The organism is Kribbella sp. NBC_01505 (genome assembly GCF_045040285.1).
Classification (GTDB): Bacteria; Actinomycetota; Actinomycetes; order Propionibacteriales; family Kribbellaceae; genus Kribbella.
The window spans coordinates 2,041,338-2,057,573 of record NZ_CP109425.1 but is presented as its reverse complement, the minus strand read 5'-3'; the positions used below and the strand labels follow the sequence as shown (position 1 = coordinate 2,057,573).

Genomic DNA, 16,236 nt, shown 5'->3' with positions numbered 1-16,236 from the left:
TTGGTGGTATCGCTCGTTCTGGCAGCGCTAGTCGCCATGGTGGTCATCGCAGCGCTCGTCAAGTGAACCTAGGGCACGCCTCTTGATCCCACGCCTACTGCGCTGCACTCGGCACGGCACCTCGCCGCACTGGAGGCAAGACCACGATGGAAAAGCATCGAGGCCTCCCCTCCAGCACACCGAGTCACCGCACCGAGCACATGCTCGCTACGGCGCGGAATCAAGAGACATGCCCTAACCTTCTGCCACATGACCCCCACCACCACGCGGTCGTCGTACCTGATGCGGGCGGGCCTGGTCCGCAATGTCCGTTCGGGCGAGCATCTGACCACCTTCGTGGTGTCCGGCGTGGCGACGGTGCTGATCACCCGGCTGATCCTCAGCCTGAGCGGCTACCCGCAGATCGGTGGCAAGGGCCTGCACATCGCGCACGTCCTGCCCGGCGGCATCCTGATGCTGATCGCGATCTCCCTGCTCCTCGGGTACGTCGGTCCGGTCGTCCGCCCGGCGGCTGCGCTGGTCGGCGGGGTCGGGTTCGGGTTGTTCATCGACGAGGTCGGCAAGTTCGTCACCTCCGACAACAACTACTTCTACAAGCCGACCGCGGCCATCGTGTACGTCGTCTTCGTGCTGATCGTGCTGGCCAGCCGGTTCCTGTCCACGCGGCGGCCGATCGACCCGCGCGAGGAGCTGGCCAACGTGATCGACCATGCGGTCGAGGGCGTCGCGGGCGGGCTGTCGCGGCAGCGGCGGGCCCAGGCCGCGGAGCTGCTGCATCGTGTCGAGCCCAAGGTGAAGGGACGGCGGGAGACCGAGGCGTTGCTCGAGGCCTGCCCACATGACGAGGTCGAGCTGGCGGCACCGGTCGATGCGGCTTGGCGGGCTTTGCAGCGAGCCTTCGAACGGCTGGCGACGCATCCGAAGGCTGCCACGGTGGCCGTCGTCGTACTCGCTGTCCAGGCCGTCGGTGCGATCACGATCGCGATCGTGGCCGGCCGGGGACTCGGGCAACTGTCCGTGGCCGGAGTGACGGCCGGGAGCTTGCTGTCGGCAACCTTCACGGTGCGGGGCGGTCTGCAGTTGCGGAAGGGAAACCGTGCCCGTGCGGTCCGGCTGTTCGAGCTGGCTGTCCTGGTGTCGCTGCTGATGACTCAGGTCTTCCAGTTCGCTCTGACCCAGTTCGCCGCGGCCGGTGGGATGCTGCTGGACCTGGTGATGCTGGGTCTCCTGCGCGCCGAGCGCGACCGCATGCAGCGCGAGGAGGAGCTGGCGAAGCAGACGCCGGCCGGGATCTTGCCGACGGCGACTACGCCGCTGGGACTGCCACCCGATCCTGCGGCTCCGCGCTTTCCTGAGGATCCGTCTGATCCGGTGCAGTGACCTTCCGCCACTGCTCCTTGCGGCCGAAGAACACCGGTGACATGGTCGCCGCGAAGAAGAGTGCCCCGGCCAGCAGCAGCGCGGGCGCCATACCGATCACGGCGATCGCTGCTCCGGCGAACAGACCGCCGAGCGGCACACCGGCCCAGGCGACCGCCGAGGACAGTGAGTTGACGCGGCCGAACAGGTGCGGCGGGATCCGCTCGATGAAGAGCGCACTCAGCACCGGGTTGATGAAGCCGGCGCCGATTCCGCAGACGGCATAGATGCCCGCCAGGGCCCACAGCGGCGCGTCGACGGCCATCACGACGAAGCGTGGTGCGCCGCAGATCAGGAACGCGACGATGAAGACAGCCTTGCGCGGAATCCGGTGCCCGATCGCGGAGGCGACCAAGGCGAACAGAGTGGCGGTCACGCCGAACGCGGTGAGGACCAGGCTGAGGTGTCCGGGACCGAGGCCGTGGTCGTTGATCCAGACCGGCAGGAAGACCGCGCCGACGGCAGTGTCCAGCAGGTTGGTCATACCGATCATCAGGACCAGCGGCAGGATCAGCTTGTCGCCGCGCAGGAACCGCCAGCCGTCCAGTAGCTGCTGCCCGTATCTGGAGTCCTCTGTTGTTGTCGCCTCCTCGACTACGGGCTGCCGGTGGGGGAGCCAGCGGTAGATGAGCGCCGCGCAGACGCCGAACGAAGCCGCGTCGACCCAGAGCGCGTTGACCTCGCCGACCAGGGTGATCAGACCGCCTGCGATCGCGACGGCGATGAACCCGGCCAAGCGGTCCGTCGTACTGGACAGGCCGGTGACCCGCTCCATCGGAACCCTCGCCGCGATGGCGATCTCCGGGATCATCACCCCCTTCGCGGAGTCTCCCGGGCCGCGCAGTGCTCCCGCGACGGCGACGAGCGCGAGAAGGACGGGGAATGACAACAGGTGGAGGGCGTGCAGCAGGGGGATGGCTGCGACCACTCCGGTGCTCGCGCTGTCGGCGAGGATGCTGACCCGGCGGGCACCGACCCGGTCGATCCAGGGGCCGCCGATCACCTTGCAGATCACCAACGGTGCCATCTCGGCCAGCGCGACCAGGCCGGTCTTGACCGGCGATCCGGTGCTGGTCAGAACGAACCAGGGGATCGCAATCGCGCTGACCCGGGTCCCGCAGATCGACACCACGTTGGCGATCAGATAGGCGATCAGCGGAGCGCGGTGCGGCGTACTGGTCGGGGTGTTCATCGCGTCTCCCGGGGGTAGGCCTGGATCTGCACGGTGACCTGCTCTTCGCCGTCCTCAAGGGGCGCGGCGAGGTCCGTGACGGTGTACTTGCGCAGTACGGCGGCCAGCTCCTGCCGCAGGTCCACGAGTTGGTCTGGGCGCAGGTGGCAGGTGAAGTCGGACAGCACGCTGGCCTCCTTCCACTCCGGAGCCATCGTTTCCAGGGAGTCGATGAACGCGAACATGTTCTCCGCGTAGATCTGGCCGACACCGTGCAGGAAGCCCATGGTCAGCTCGGGCTCCTCGTCCAGTAGCTGCGGCATGTCGAACGACGTCGACTGGTGCGCGGCCTTCCACCAGCGGTCCCGGGCGTTGCCCCGACTGTCGTCCTCGACCACCAGTCCTGCCTCGGCCAGTTGGCGCAGGTGGTAGCTGGTGGCGCCGGAGTTCACTCCGAGCCGCCCGGCCAGCGTGGTGGCCGTCTGGGGGCCGTGGACGCGGAGCAGCCCGAGTGCCCGGCTCCGCAGCGGATGGGACAGGGCCCGCACCAGCTTGCGGTCCAGCCGCACGATCTTGTCGTCGGAGATTCCCGGGTTGCTGCTCTCGCTCTCGCTCATGGGCCGATCGTAGGACTGCAAAGACAGTTTGCAAAGAGTTTTTGCAAACAGATTCTGCGATCGGTTGTCCACAGGTCCGAGATTGGTGGTCCGGGAGTGGGTGGGATCGCTGCATCTTCTCTGCTGACACAGCCGACGGCGGCAGACCGCCGCCTACGACACGGAGAGACCACCATGCTGCGAGTGATGCTCGAGGACGCCGACTACTGCGACGTCCCGGCCGATCTGATGACGTTCGACGACGGGGCCGTCGTGTTCTGGCGCGACGGCGAGGAGGTCGGCCGGCACCGCCAGGCGCGGATCCGCTCCCTGGAGGTGCTGGACAGCCGCTCGATGACCCGCAAGATCGCGGCTGCCCGCCGCAACCATCCGAAGGCGTTCCGCCCCTGGACCTCGGAGGACGAGCAACTGCTCGCCGAGATGTTCCGCGGCGGCGCCGGCAAGGACGAGTTGATCGACGCGCTGGGCCGCCAGGAGGGTGGGATCGCGACCCGGTTGCGCGGTCTCGGGCTGCTGCCGGACGACCAGAAGTTGCTCTGAGTCCGATGGCCGCGACCCCCTGCCGACGAGACCCTTTTGTGATCAGCCGGAGGCGTCGGACACAATGGCGCGATGCAGGCAGAGGTGGATGCGGCCGGACGCCCGGGCACGCCGACCGCGGAAGCGGTCGGCGAGATGGGGGCGTGGGAGGCGATCCGCGTCGCCTTGCTGGACCGGAGCGGCCTGGTGCGCGCGGTCGCGTCCGGGCGGCGTCGCGGTCTCGACCAACCGCCGTACCAGCGGGTCGAGCTGCGCTACGTCGACCTCAAGGGGCAGCGCCATCTCCAACTGACCGAGTACGACGAGCGCCAGGCCCACATCCGGAACTTCGTCGGCCCGGAGGTCCTGGAGGCGGTCGACAAGCTGCTCGCCCAGCCGTACGGGACGTGGCATGTCGAGACGACCGCCGAGACGCTGCGGCTGCGCTACACCAAGAAGGGCAAGGAGCTGCTGCAGCGGCAGGCCGAGAGCCGCGAGCAGACGACCAGCCACGACCGGGTGAAGCAGCGCGCGCTCGATCCGGCGGCGCCGTTCCTGATCGAGCTCGGGATCAGCGACCACCTGGGCCGGGTGAAGCCGTCCCGGCAGTCGAAGTACAAGCAGATCGACGAGTTCTGCAAGCTGCTCGAGCCGGCCCTCGACGAGGCGATCTCGGCCGGCCGGATCGCGACCGGCCGACCGCTCCAGATGGTCGACCTCGGCTGCGGCAACGCCTACCTCACGCTCGCGGCCCATCACCTCCTGACCGCGGCCGGGCATGACGTCCGGACGACCGGGGTGGACCGCAACCCGGCCGCCCGGAAGCGGAACACCCGGATCGTGACGGCGCTGGGCTGGCAGGACCAGCTGCGGTTCGTCGACGCGACGATCCAGGCCGCGGAGCTCGACGTCCAGCCGGATGTCGTGCTGGCGCTGCACGCCTGCGACACCGCCACCGACGACGCGCTCGCGCGGGCGGTCCAGTGGGAGGCGCCGCTGGTGCTCGCAGCTCCGTGCTGCCATCACGACATCCAAAAGCAGCTCAAGAGCGTCACACCACCGGCGCCTTACTCTCTGATGACGAGGTATGGCATCGTTCGTGAGCGGTTCGCCGACGTCCTGACAGATACTCTCCGGGCGGCGGTCCTACGACAGGTCGGGTACCGGGTGGAGGTAGTGCAGTTCGTGGACAGCCAGCACACGCCCCGCAATCTGCTGCTCCGAGCCGCCCGGACGAACGCCGCGGTGCCCGCCGATCTCGAGTCCGACTGCGCGACGTTGATCGCGGAGTGGCAGGTCACACCGCGGCTGGCCGAGCTGCTGCTCCCGGAGGCGGGCGGTCCACCCGCCGGGTCCGGGCGGCCGGCGTCGGAGGTGGGTGCGTGAAGCTCCTCCGCTCGGCGTTCGCCCTGGCAGCCGCGACCTGCGTCACGCTCGCCGTCGCCGCGCTGCCCGCCGTTGCAGTGGTGACCGCGGACCCGACACCGGCCGCACCGAAGAAGCTGTTCACGATCGACGACGCCCGCGTCAAGGTGCCTTCGGGCATGGCCAAGAGCCAGAAGTACCAAGACCTGTACTGGACGGTGAACAACACCAAGGGCGCCTCCGCGCGCGTCTTCGGGGTCGATGCCGAGGGCGACGTGAAGGTCACCCTCAGGTTCAGCGCCGAGGTGCAGGACGTCGAGGCGATCGCGGTCGACCGCGAGGGCACGATCTACGTCGCCGACATCGGGGACAACGCCAAGACGCGGGACATGATCGAGATCTACACGATCCCCGAGCCGGCCAGCCTCGAGAACGCCGAGAACGTCCGCTACCACCGCTACGACTTCAAGTATCCCGACGGCGCGCACGATGCCGAGACCCTGCTGGTCCAGCCCGAGACCAACCAGCTCTTCATCGTCACCAAGTCGAGCAAGGCTGCGATCTACGAGGCTCCCGGCACGCCGTCCCGCGAAGGCACCAACAAGCTCACCAAGCTTGCCGCCGCCCCAGCCGGCACCTTCACCGACGGCACCTTCCTCCCCGACGGGCAGCGTGCCGTCCTTCGCACCAACACCGACATCGCCACCGTCGCCTGGGGCGACAAGCCCGTGCTGGCGGCCCGCGGCTCGGTGGGCTCCGCGGCAGGCGACGCCTTGGCCGTGGGCCCCGACGACGACACCGTCCTGGCCGGGAGTGCAGTCTCCAAGTCGGTCGTCTACCAAGTGCAGGTCCCGGCCAAGAAGGAGGCCTCACCGCCGCCCGCGTCAGCCTCCACGCCCCCACCGAAGGCTTCTGCTGGTAACACCGACGCCGGAGCCGGTGCCCCCGAGAAGAACCACAACCTCCGCTGGATCATCATCGGCGCGGCCCTCTTCGCCCTGGTAGTCACCGTCGTGACCTTCCCGCCCGGCCGCCGCGAGCGCCTGGACCGCATGGCCGAGAATGCCCGCCTCACCGGCCAGGCTGCCGGCCCGACCCGCCGCCGCCACAGCGCGTAACGCGCCACCGCGCCGCACCGGATTGTCGGTGACCGCTGGTAGATGTGGGTGTCGACATCCAGCGACCGATGGAGGCCGTGATGGCTGAGCGACCGCGCGTGGTGGTCACTGTGGGAGCCAGCGTTGACGGGAAGGTGGCCCTGACCCGAGACGCGCTCTTGATGCACCAGCCGAGTACGGATCTGTGGGCCGCGATGACGCCGCCGGCCGCGGACCCGGCGCCGCTCGACATCGTCGAGCTGATCAGACAGCAGTACGGCTGCAACGCGATCCTGGAGGGCAGCGGCAGCCTGGTGACCGAGTCCGAGACTCCGGAAGAGCTGCCTCCCTATGACGGTGATACTGCCGGCCCCTACGAGCACTTCCTTCCATCGGACGTCACCAGCCTTCCGTCGCCGCCGCTCATGTGGTTCACCGTCGTCGACAGCCGCGGACGAGTGCGCTGGACCGAGAATCACGAGAACTGGGCCGCGCTGGTCCTGGTGGCTCAATCCACTCCCGCGGCCTATCTCGCATACCTCCGCCGCGAACACATCTGCTATCTCGTTGTCGGCGAAGACCGTGTCGACGTGGCGCAGGCGATCGCCGCGATGGGTACTGAGCTCGGCATCCGTTGCGTCTTGTCAGCTGCGGGCGGCGGCCTCAACGGCGTACTGCTGCGGGCCGGGCTGATCGACGAGCTCTACGTGACGTTGGCGCCGGCTCTGATCGGCGGCCTTGGGACGCCGTCGGTCATGGACGGGCCGCCTCTTGCCGTCGGGGAGGCTGCAACCGCGTTGCAGCTGCTCTCGGTGAACGCCGATACCAGCGGCTCCGTTCGTCTGCACTACGCCGTAGCCACAGGCTGACCCGGCGCTCGTAAAAAACCTTCCCCCGGACTCTCTTTGAGGTTTCTGAGTGACGGGATCTGCGGTACGGTGCTGCGACTACTGACAGCGTCAGCTTCGTGACTGGCCGCGATGAGTGTGGAAGGGGTCGACGCGATGCGCATGGTGCGTTTGCTGATGTCGGTGGTGCTTCTTGGCACCGGCATGATCTGGGGGACTGTGCCTGCGCAGGCGGCGAGCGTGGTTGTGCCGCCTGGCGTGACGGCCGGCGTGGCCGTGTTCGACCGGCAGACCGGTCGGTTCACCGAGTCGCTCAACCCCGATCTCCAGTTCCGGTCGGCTTCGGTCGTGAAGCTGCTGCTGGTGCTCGACTACCTGTGGAACCGCGGACCGGCGTACGACATCCCGGCGTCCGACCGCGCACGGCTCGAGGTGATGCTGCGCAGCAGCGACGACGATGCCGCGAGCTACTACTGGGATCAGCTCGGCCGCTCGGCGGTCATCGACCGGATGGTTCCGCGCCTCGGCCTGACGAACACCGCAGGCCCACCGGCCGGCTACCCCGGCTACTGGGGATACGCGGCCTTCACCGCAGCCGACACCGTACGGATCTACCGCTACCTGCTCGACCAGGCACCGGCCCCCGTCCGCACCTTCGTGATGGGCAACCTCCACCAGGCAACGCGCTACGGCACCGACGGCTTCGACCAGTACTTCGGTATCGCGTCCGTCTTCGAGCAGCCGTTCGCCATCAAGCAGGGCTGGTCAGGTTTCTCGAACTCGAAAGCTGTAGACCTCACCAAGGAAGCTCTGCACACCACCGGCACAGTAGGCCCCAACGACCGAACCATCGTCGCGGTCTACACCCTGCACCCCGACGGCACCGCCTACGGCAAGGCCTACACCGACGTCACCCGCTTGACCCGCACGCTGAACGTCCCAGGAGCCGTGAAGACCCCCGGCACCTGGATCACCTCCACCGGCTCCGGCGTCCGAGCGCGAACCGCACCGAACACCTCCAGCACCGTCATCGGCACCCTGCCCGCCGCGGTCGAAGTACTGGTGACCTGCCAGAAAAAGGGCCAACTGATCAACGACCCACCCCACGCCAGCGAATGGTGGGCCTACCTCCCCAAATACAACGGCTACGTAACCAACGTCTACCTAGGCACCGGCACCCCCAAACTCCCCAACATCCCCGACTGCCCAACCCCTTAACCGGTGGATTTTCGTCACAGAGCACCCAAAATCCACCGGATAGCGGGGGGTGCCGGCTGGTCCGTGCGTTAGTCGGTTGATTTTCGTCGCCGAGCACCCCCAATCCACCGGATAGCGCAAGGTCCCGCGCCTCCGCCGCAGCCCGTCAGCCCCAGGCGACGGGATCGCGGTCGCCGGGCTCGGCGTCCGGCTCGGCCATGCGCTCTGCTCGCTGTGCGTTTCAGTCGGCTGGCCTTGGCGGTCGGGCGGGGTACAGACCGAAAGGGCCTCGGCCGGGGACGTGGGTTTGTGGTTGCTCGCCGCGACCGGCCGATCTGAAAGACAGCATGGCCGGCCGCCGCGGTGGCTGAGCCGGATGGCGAGGCCGGTTCCCGCGTTCCCGTCGCCTACGGTTGGCGGGATCCGGTTGCGGTCCGGCGAGGGAGGCCGGTGACCGCGCTTCCCGTTGCCATCAGGTGACGGGCTTGTGGCTAGGGTCCGGGAAACGCCGGCGACCGCGTTCCCGTCGCCTTCGGTTGCTGTCCGGGCTGCGGTAATTTCGGGGGCTATCCGTTCAAGTTGCTCCTTCTCCGGTCGTATGAAGGGGGGAGAAGGAGCAATCTCAGGGGTTATCCGTTCAAATTTCGCTCGGCGGGCGGGCGAGGGGGTGACGGGGTGACGGGGTGACCGAGGCTCGCGTTGTTTGGGGTTGGCGTGCTCTGGTTGCCGTCCGGGGAAATCGCCACCCCTCACCTCGAACGCCGCAACCAGGCGCTGACCGAATGGGCCGCCAGCAGCAGCTACGGGGCCAACCTCACCAACTCCTGCTCGCTCTCCAGCAGCCGGTCGCCGGTCGCCGGTCGCCGGTTTCGGGGCGGATACTGGGGGCGTGAACAGGAACCGGTGGGCGTGAACAAGGTATTACCTGTCCACAGCCCCCACCGGGTAGGCGGACCCCCGGGTTGTGGCCGGCGCGACTGAAGCCACCGTGCACAACCACGCCGTACAGCCGGTCCCGACTCGATGCGCGCAGGCATGCGCTTGGAAGATCCCCATTTGATGGGTTCACCCATGGCGTTGTGGGTGGGCTAGCTGCATGCGGTTGGCCGACCCGCCAGGGGATGGGTCAGCCCACCAAATGGGGGCGCCGCGCTCGTCGTAGCGGGGTCTGGCGTGGTGCATTTGGTGGGTTCACCCATGGGGTGGGGGGTTCCGGACCCGCATGCGGTGGGGGAACCCACAAGCTGGTAGGTGGACCCACGAGGTGGTGCGGCGGTTGCTGGGTCGGGGCGGGTCGGGGTTGAGTGGAGGGCGGTTCACGGGGTTGTGCCGGCAGGGGTGGCAGTGGTCGTCCGTGGGGTGGCTCGGCTGGGGCGGCGTAGGTGACGTCCGGGGATGCCGACCGTGGGGCGCCGTACCGGGCTCTGCCCGGGGTGTGGTGGTTAGCGCGGGGTTAGGTAGTGGCCGGTGAGGCTTTGGGGGTGGGTGGCGAGGTTGGTGGGGGTGGTGGCGGCGACTATGCGGCCGCCGGCGGTGCCGGCTCCGGGGCCTAGGTCGATGACGTGGTCGGCGTTGGCGATGAGGTCCAGGTCGTGCTCGATGACGATGACGGTGGCGCCGGAATCGATCAGGCGGTCGAGGACGGTGAGGAGGACGCGGATGTCGGCGGGGTGCAGGCCGACGCTGGGTTCGTCGAAGATGAAGAGGGTGCCGGCCTGGGGTTTCTCGAGGTCGGCGACGAGTTTGAGGCGTTGGGCCTCGCCGCCGGACAGGGCGGGGGTGGCTTCGCCGAGGATGAGGTAGCCGAGGCCGATCTCGTCGAGGGTGCGCAGGCGGGACTGGAGTTTGCGCAGGTGGGTGAAGACGCCGCGGGCCTCGTCGATGGTGAGGGCCAGGGCTTGCGGGATGGTGAGGCCGTCGACGGTGACGGCGTCGGCGGCGGGGCTGTAGCGGGAGCCGCCGCAGAGTGGGCAGGGGATGTCGACGTCGGGGAGGAACTGGACGTCGAGCGAGATCTGCCCGGTACCGTCGCATTGCGGGCAGCGCAGGCTGCCGGTGTTGTAGGAGAAGTCCGCCGCGGTGAGGTCGGTCGAGGCCGCGGCGTAGGCGCGGCGCAGGTCGTCGAGGATCCCGCTGTACGTCGCCACGGTCGACCGCACGTTGCGCCCGATCGGTGCCGCGTCGACGACGACCGTGCGTTCGATGCCCCCGGCATCCAAATGCTGTACGTGCGCAGGCGACCGACCGAGGAGCGCGGCGGCCAGGCTGTCGAGGATCAGCGTGGTCTTGCCCGAACCGGAAACCCCGGTCACCGCAGTCAGCCGACGCAACGGGAACTCGGCTGACAAAGCCTTCAAGGTGAAGTACGGCGAAGTCTCCAACCGGATCCGCCCAAACGAGAAGGTCTCCGACTCAGGCACCCGCGGCCGAACGACCACCGGCTCGGCCCCACTCAAGAAGCCCCCGATCACCGAGGTGTCCGAGCCCTCCAGCGCAGAAACGGTGCCAATGGCAACAATCTCGCCACCGTGCGAACCGGCGCCCGGCCCGATCTCCACCAGCCAGTCCGCGTGCCGCAGTACTCGGACGTCGTGGTCCACGAGCACCACCGAGTTCCCGGTCGCGACCAATCGCCGTACGACGTCGATCAATGCGTCGATGTTGCTCGGATGCAGGCCGACGGACGGCTCGTCCAGCACATACAGCAGACCGGTTGCGCTGCTCCGCAGAGTCCGGGCAAGCTGCACCCGCTGCAGCTCACCCGTCGACAAAGTTCGCGACGCACGGTCGAGCGACAGATACCCGAGCCCCAACCCCAGCAGATGCTCAGCCGTCGGCGTAAAGGCAGCAGCTATCTGCGATGCCATCGACGCGAGCTCAGCCGGAACGACCAACGACCGCACAAAGTCCGTAACTTCTGAGAGGCTCCACGACGACAAAACATCAAGCGGTACGTCGTTCAGCAGCACCGACCGCGCCCGAGCGTTCAGCCGCGAGCCACCACAGGCCGGGCACCTGGCCACCCGCACGAACCGGTCGAGCCGCGCCACCGTCTTCTCGCTCTGCGCATTGTCCAAGGCATCCTGGACAACCCGATTGGCGTTCCGGTACGTCGCGTTCAGCTCGAAGACGTTGCCCTTCTTGCTCGTGACCACCACCGAGCGCTTCGTCTCGTCGCCACGAAAGATCGTCTCCCGCTCAGCCGGCGTCAGCTCCCGGAACGGTACGTCGGTCCGCACGCCCAACTGTGCAACCACCTGCGGCAGCAGGCTCGCGCCGAACGATCCCCAGGCCGCCACCGCGCCCTCGTCGATCGTGAGCGACTCGTCCGGCACCAGCGTGCGCTGGTCGATCTGCCGGCTCTCACCTGTCCCGCCGCAGGTCTCGCAGGCGCCGTCGCTGTTGAAGGCGAAACCCTCAGCCCCCAGTACGGCGAATTGTTCGCCATCGACCGGACACGTCAGCTGCCCGGTGGCCGCGATCTCGATCGTCGCCGCGACCCGATGCCCAGCAGGACACAGATGTGATCCCAGCCGCGAGTACATCAACCGCAACGAGTTCAGCAGCTCGGTCGCCGTACCGAAAGTGCTGCGCACCCCCGGCACCGCGGGCCGTTGGTGCAGGGCGATCGCGGCCGGAACCCCGTCGACCGCATCGACATCCGCACGAGCCGCCTGCGACAACCGGCGGCGCGTATACGTCGACAAGGCCTCGAGATACCGGCGGGAGCCCTCGGCATACAGCACGCCTAACGCGAGCGAGGACTTCCCCGAACCGGAGACCCCGGTCAACCCGACCAGCCCGCGCAGCGGGATGTCGACGTCGACGTTCTTCAGATTGTGAACCCGGGCCCCGCGAACCGCGACTTCCTCGCCCCAATGCATGCCACCACACTAGGGACAACCGCCGACAAAGGCGGTTGTCCCCGGCAACTTCAGCGCAGTTTGTCGACGATGTAGTCGATCGACTGGGTGAGCTTCTCGACGTCGTCCGGGTCGACCGCAGGGAACATGGCGACGCGGAGCTGGTTGCGGCCGAGCTTGCGGTAGGGCTCGGTGTCGACGATGCCGTTGGCGCGCAGGGTCTTGGCGACCGCGGCGGCGTCGATGGAGTCGTCGAGGTCGATGGTGCCGATCACCAGCGAGCGGGCGTCGGGGTCGGTGACGTACGGCGTCGCGTAGTCCGACTTCTCGGCCCAGGTGTAGAGCCGGTTGCTCGAGTCGGTCGTGCGGCCGACGCTCCACTCCAGGCCGCCCTGGCTGTTGATCCAGTCGGTCTGCTCGGCCATCAGGAACAGCGTGGCCAGCGACGGCGTGTTGTAGGTCTGGTTCTTGCTCGAGTTGTCGACCGCGGTGGCGAGGTCCAGGAACGCCGGGATCCAGCGGCCGGAGGCGGTGATCTCCTCGACCCGGGCCAGCGCGGCGGGGGACAGGATGGCGATCCACAGGCCGCCGTCCGAGGCGAAGCACTTCTGCGGGGCGAAGTAGTAGGCGTCGGTCTCGGCGATGTCGACGGGCAGGCCGCCGGCGCCGGAGGTGGCGTCGATCGCGACCAGTGCGTCGGCGTCGGCGCCCGCGACCCGCTTGATCGGGGCCATCACGCCGGTGGAGGTCTCGTTGTGCGGCCACGCGTACAGGTCGATACCGGCCTCGGCCACGGCGATCGGGCGGGTGCCCGGGTCGGACTTCACCACGGTCGGGTCGCCGAGGTGCGGGGCGAGCTGCGCGGCCTTGGCGAACTTCGAGGAGAACTCACCGAAGCTCAGGTGCTGGCTCCGCTCGCGGATCAGCCCGAACGTCGCGATGTCCCAGAACGCGGTCGAGCCACCGTTGCCGAGCACCACCTGGTACCCGTCCGGCAGCTGGAACAGGTCGGACACGCCCTGCTGCATGCGGGCCACCAGGTTCTTCACCGGGGCCTGGCGGTGCGAGGTGCCGAGCAGCTTGGCGCCCTCGGTCGCGAGCGCGGCCACGGCTTCCGGACGGACCTTGGACGGTCCGGCCCCGAAGCGGCCGTCGGCGGGCTTGAGCTCAGCAGGAAGAATGATGTCGCTGGTCACCAGCGGTTCCCTTCGTCGTCTGGCAAGTTCTGCGCCGACGACGCTGTCAGCGTGAACATCCTCCCACAGTGTCATCTTGGGCCACCAGCGGCCCGCTCCCGTGGGTCTCAAATTCACTCGTGTTTGCGCTCGATCACCTGCGTACCGGTCAGCACCGCCACTGGGCCGGACGGAGTGTCCGTCCACTCGCCACACGCGCCACCGCCCTCGGCGACGTCCAGCGGCAGCGGAGTCCCGTCCATCCGCAGCGCCGGGTGGTAGTAGGACGCCACCTTCTCGGCCTCACCCTGGATGTAGTGACCGATCAGCGCCCGCCGGAACCGGTCCGTCGTCACGTTCGGTGCACTCCCATGCACCAGCGCGCCATGGAAGAACAACACGTCACCAGCCTCCATAGAGATCGGTACGGCGGCCTCCTGCGTCGGAAGCGGCACGGTGACATCGGTGAAGCTGACCGTGGTGTCCGCCTTCTCGGTGCACAGGATCGGCCAGCGATGGCTGCCCGGCACCACCTCGAGGCAGCCGTTCGCCGGGTCGACCCGGTCGAGTGCCATCCAGGCCGCCACACAGGTCCCCGGCTCGGCCTTCAGGTAGAAGTTGTCCTGGTGCAGCGCCTGCCCGCGTGAACCCGGCGGCTTGAAGTAGATCATCGTCTGCACCGCGTACGGCGACCTGTCCAGCAGCACGGTCATCACCTGGTCGATGCGCGGGTCGATGAGCCACTGCAGCGACTCGTCGTCCCACCGGTGCATCTGCGCCATCCGCGGGTACCGCCGCAGCGGATCGCGGTCGCCCGACCGCACTCCGGACTCGTCGTTGTCATACGACCCTCGATGACGCAGCACCATGTAGTGCTCCCGCAGCCGCTCCGCCTCGTCAGCGCTGAACAGCCCGCGCACCAGCGTGTAACCGTCCCGCTCGAACTCCTGCTTGCACGATTCGCTCACCATTCTTCAAGTCTCCGGTCCACAATGGAGCTAGGCCACGGAAGATCCACGCGAGGAGTTGGACTTTTGTTGCAGCCACTACCGCTGACCCGGCTGTCTCCGCCGACCTTCTGGCGTTGCGAGCCCAACTGGTCCTGGGTGTCGCCCAAGCAGACGGACCACCTGCTGTGGTGTGTCTTGGACGGCCGCGGTCGCCTGGAGCTCGACGGCCGGCATCAGGACCTCAGCCCCGGCGTGTGCGCGGTCTTCCAGCCAGGCGACGCGCCCCGGGCTACCCACGACCCGCACCGACGGCTCCTCGTCTTCGGCATGCACTTCGCCACCAGCCAGTACGGCGTCGCCCCGGAACCGCGCTGGGGCGAGGTGATGGACCGCGAGCTGCTGAATGTGCTCGCGCGGACGAGCGACTCGGCGTACCGGCGTGGTGATGCGGTCGGACGGCGTCAGGCCGAGCTGTGCCTCGAGCAACTGATCGCACTGGTCTGGGACGCCGTGCAGCACCCCAACCGCCAGGTGACTGACACAGCGGTTGACGAGGTGGCGCGGCAACTCCGTCAGGACCCAGGCCGGGACTGGTCCGTGGCCGAGATGGCCGACCGGGCAGCACTGTCTCGGGCGCAGTTCACGAGACGCTTCGTCCAGCAGTTCGGGCGGTCACCGGCGCAGTACCTGATCCAGGCCCGCATCGACCGCGCACACCAACTGCTGACCGAGAGCGGCATGACGGTCACACAGACCGCTACCGCTCTCGGCTACACAGACGTTCCTTACTTCAGCCGCCAGTACAAACAACGCACCGGCCGCACTCCCAGCCAGGAGCGCTAGGCCCAGGACGTGTCCCAGCCCTCGATGGAGTCGGCCGAACGCGTTCCCGGGCCGGAGTAGATCGCCGACGGGCGGATCAGTCGCCCGGTGCGCTTCTGCTCCAGCACGTGCGCGCTCCAACCAGCCGTCCGGGCACAGGTGAACATCGACGTGAACATCGGCGGCGGAACCTCCGCGAAGTCCAGCACGATGGCTGCCCAGAACTCGACGTTGGTCTCCAGCACCCGGTCCGGCCGCCGCTCGCGCAGCTCGGCCAGTGCGGCCTTCTCCAGCGCCTCGGCCACCTCGTACCGCGGTGCGTCCAGCTCACGCGCCGTACGACGCAGCACGCGCGCCCGCGGGTCCTCGGCCCGGTACACGCGGTGGCCGAAGCCCATCAGCCGCTCGCCGGCGTCCAGTAGACCCTTCACATACGAACGGGCGTCGCCACTGCGCTCGACACCCTCGATCATCGTCAGCACCCGGGCCGGTGCGCCACCATGGAGTGGGCCGGACATGGCACCCACAGCACCGGACAGGGCAGCCGCGACGTCGGCGCCGGTCGAAGCGATCACCCGGGCGGTGAACGTAGAGGCGTTCATACCGTGCTCGGCTGCGGACGTCCAGTAGGCGTCGACTGCCTTCACATGCTTGGGATCGGGCTCACCACGCCAGCGGATCATGAACCGCTCGGTGATGGTCTTGGCCTTGTCCACCTCACGCTGCGGAACCATCGGCTGCCCGGTGCCGCGCGCGGCCTGCGCCACGTAGGACAGCGCCATCACCGCGGCACGTGACAGGTCCTCACGAGCCTGTACGTCGTCGATGTCGTACAGCGGGCGCAGTCCCCAGGCGGGGGCGAGCATGGCCAGAGCGGACTGGACGTCGACCCGCACGTCACCGGTGTGCACCGGCAGCGGGAACGGCTCGGCCGGCGGCAGACCCGGCGTGAACGCTCCGTCGACCAGAAGGCCCCAGACGTTCTCGAACGGCACCCGGCCGACCAGGTCCTCGATGTCCACGCCGCGGTAGCGCAGCGCCGACCCCTCCTTGTCCGGCTCGGCGATCTGCGTGTCGAACGCGATCACGCCTTCCAGCCCGTGCTGCACCTCGGTCTTCGGATCTGACATACCACTCCCTCGTCCTCATGTTTGGCGCCCAGGCAGCATAGATCGACGAAGCTACTCACGGAT

The 16,236-nt window shown here is 68.2% G+C and carries 13 protein-coding genes; 7 read left to right on the top strand and 6 right to left on the bottom strand.

Annotation, left to right across the window (positions count from 1 at the left end; translation table 11 throughout):
• The first annotated feature begins 249 nt into the window (after nucleotides 1–249).
• Nucleotides 250–1,380 carry a hypothetical protein gene (locus OG474_RS09380; protein ID WP_405061843.1) on the top strand — a complete coding sequence of 377 codons (1,131 nt, stop codon included), beginning with the start codon at nucleotides 250–252 and terminating at the stop codon, nucleotides 1,378–1,380.
• On the opposite strand, the gene OG474_RS09375 is transcribed toward OG474_RS09380, so the two are convergent.
• Both OG474_RS09375 and OG474_RS09370 read right to left on the bottom strand, forming a co-directional pair.
• The gene (locus tag OG474_RS09375) at nucleotides 1,307–2,611 is read right to left on the bottom strand and encodes an MFS transporter (protein WP_405061842.1); all 1,305 of its coding nucleotides are present in this window, start codon (nucleotides 2,609–2,611) and stop codon (nucleotides 1,307–1,309) included. The two genes, OG474_RS09380 and OG474_RS09375, sit on opposite strands and share 74 nt — an antisense overlap.
• The gene (locus OG474_RS09370; protein WP_405061840.1) at nucleotides 2,608–3,207 is read right to left on the bottom strand and encodes a helix-turn-helix domain-containing protein; all 600 of its coding nucleotides are present in this window, start codon (nucleotides 3,205–3,207) and stop codon (nucleotides 2,608–2,610) included. Before OG474_RS09370 ends, OG474_RS09375 begins: the two co-directional genes overlap by 4 nt.
• Before the next feature lie 174 nt (nucleotides 3,208–3,381).
• On the opposite strand from OG474_RS09370, the gene OG474_RS09365 reads away from it, so the two are divergent.
• From OG474_RS09365 to OG474_RS09345, 5 genes are all read left to right on the top strand, one after another.
• Nucleotides 3,382–3,747: a hypothetical protein gene (locus OG474_RS09365; RefSeq protein ID WP_405061839.1), complete on the top strand. Its 366-nt coding sequence runs from the start codon at nucleotides 3,382–3,384 to the stop codon at nucleotides 3,745–3,747.
• A 72-nt stretch (nucleotides 3,748–3,819) separates the two neighbouring features.
• Nucleotides 3,820–5,112 carry a class I SAM-dependent methyltransferase gene (locus OG474_RS09360; RefSeq protein ID WP_405061838.1) on the top strand — a complete coding sequence of 431 codons (1,293 nt, stop codon included), beginning with the start codon at nucleotides 3,820–3,822 and terminating at the stop codon, nucleotides 5,110–5,112.
• A complete protein-coding gene (locus tag OG474_RS09355; RefSeq protein ID WP_405061837.1) occupies nucleotides 5,109–6,209 on the top strand; it encodes a hypothetical protein in 1,101 nt (366 codons plus the stop codon). The genes OG474_RS09360 and OG474_RS09355 overlap by 4 nt, the downstream gene beginning before the upstream one ends.
• 80 nt (nucleotides 6,210–6,289) lie before the next feature.
• Nucleotides 6,290–7,057, top strand: a complete 768-nt coding sequence (locus OG474_RS09350) for a RibD family protein (protein ID WP_405061836.1) — start codon at nucleotides 6,290–6,292, stop codon at nucleotides 7,055–7,057.
• Between the two features lie 111 nt (nucleotides 7,058–7,168).
• Complete coding sequence (locus OG474_RS09345) at nucleotides 7,169–8,254, top strand: hypothetical protein (RefSeq protein ID WP_405061835.1); 1,086 nt, start codon at nucleotides 7,169–7,171, stop codon at nucleotides 8,252–8,254.
• 1,421 nt (nucleotides 8,255–9,675) lie between these two features.
• Here OG474_RS09345 and OG474_RS09340 read toward each other — a convergent pair.
• The 3 genes from OG474_RS09340 to OG474_RS09330 all read right to left on the bottom strand — a co-directional run bounded on the left by OG474_RS09340 (nucleotide 9,676) and on the right by OG474_RS09330 (nucleotide 14,242).
• Nucleotides 9,676–12,117, bottom strand: coding sequence for an excinuclease ABC subunit UvrA (locus OG474_RS09340; RefSeq protein WP_405061834.1), 2,442 nt, complete (start codon nucleotides 12,115–12,117; stop codon nucleotides 9,676–9,678).
• Nucleotides 12,118–12,167: 50 nt separating this feature from the next.
• Nucleotides 12,168–13,295 carry a phosphoserine transaminase gene (gene serC, locus OG474_RS09335; protein WP_405064560.1) on the bottom strand — a complete coding sequence of 376 codons (1,128 nt, stop codon included), beginning with the start codon at nucleotides 13,293–13,295 and terminating at the stop codon, nucleotides 12,168–12,170.
• 110 nt (nucleotides 13,296–13,405) lie between these two features.
• Nucleotides 13,406–14,242: a phytanoyl-CoA dioxygenase family protein gene (locus OG474_RS09330; protein ID WP_405061833.1), complete on the bottom strand. Its 837-nt coding sequence runs from the start codon at nucleotides 14,240–14,242 to the stop codon at nucleotides 13,406–13,408.
• Nucleotides 14,243–14,305: 63 nt separating this feature from the next.
• On the opposite strand from OG474_RS09330, the gene OG474_RS09325 reads away from it, so the two are divergent.
• On the top strand, nucleotides 14,306–15,064 hold the full coding sequence (locus OG474_RS09325; RefSeq protein ID WP_405061832.1) for a helix-turn-helix domain-containing protein: 759 nt from the start codon (nucleotides 14,306–14,308) through the stop codon (nucleotides 15,062–15,064).
• Here OG474_RS09325 and OG474_RS09320 read toward each other — a convergent pair.
• A complete protein-coding gene (locus OG474_RS09320) occupies nucleotides 15,061–16,173 on the bottom strand; it encodes a citrate synthase 2 (protein WP_405061831.1) in 1,113 nt (370 codons plus the stop codon). The two genes, OG474_RS09325 and OG474_RS09320, sit on opposite strands and share 4 nt — an antisense overlap.
• Nucleotides 16,174–16,236 lie beyond the last annotated feature (63 nt).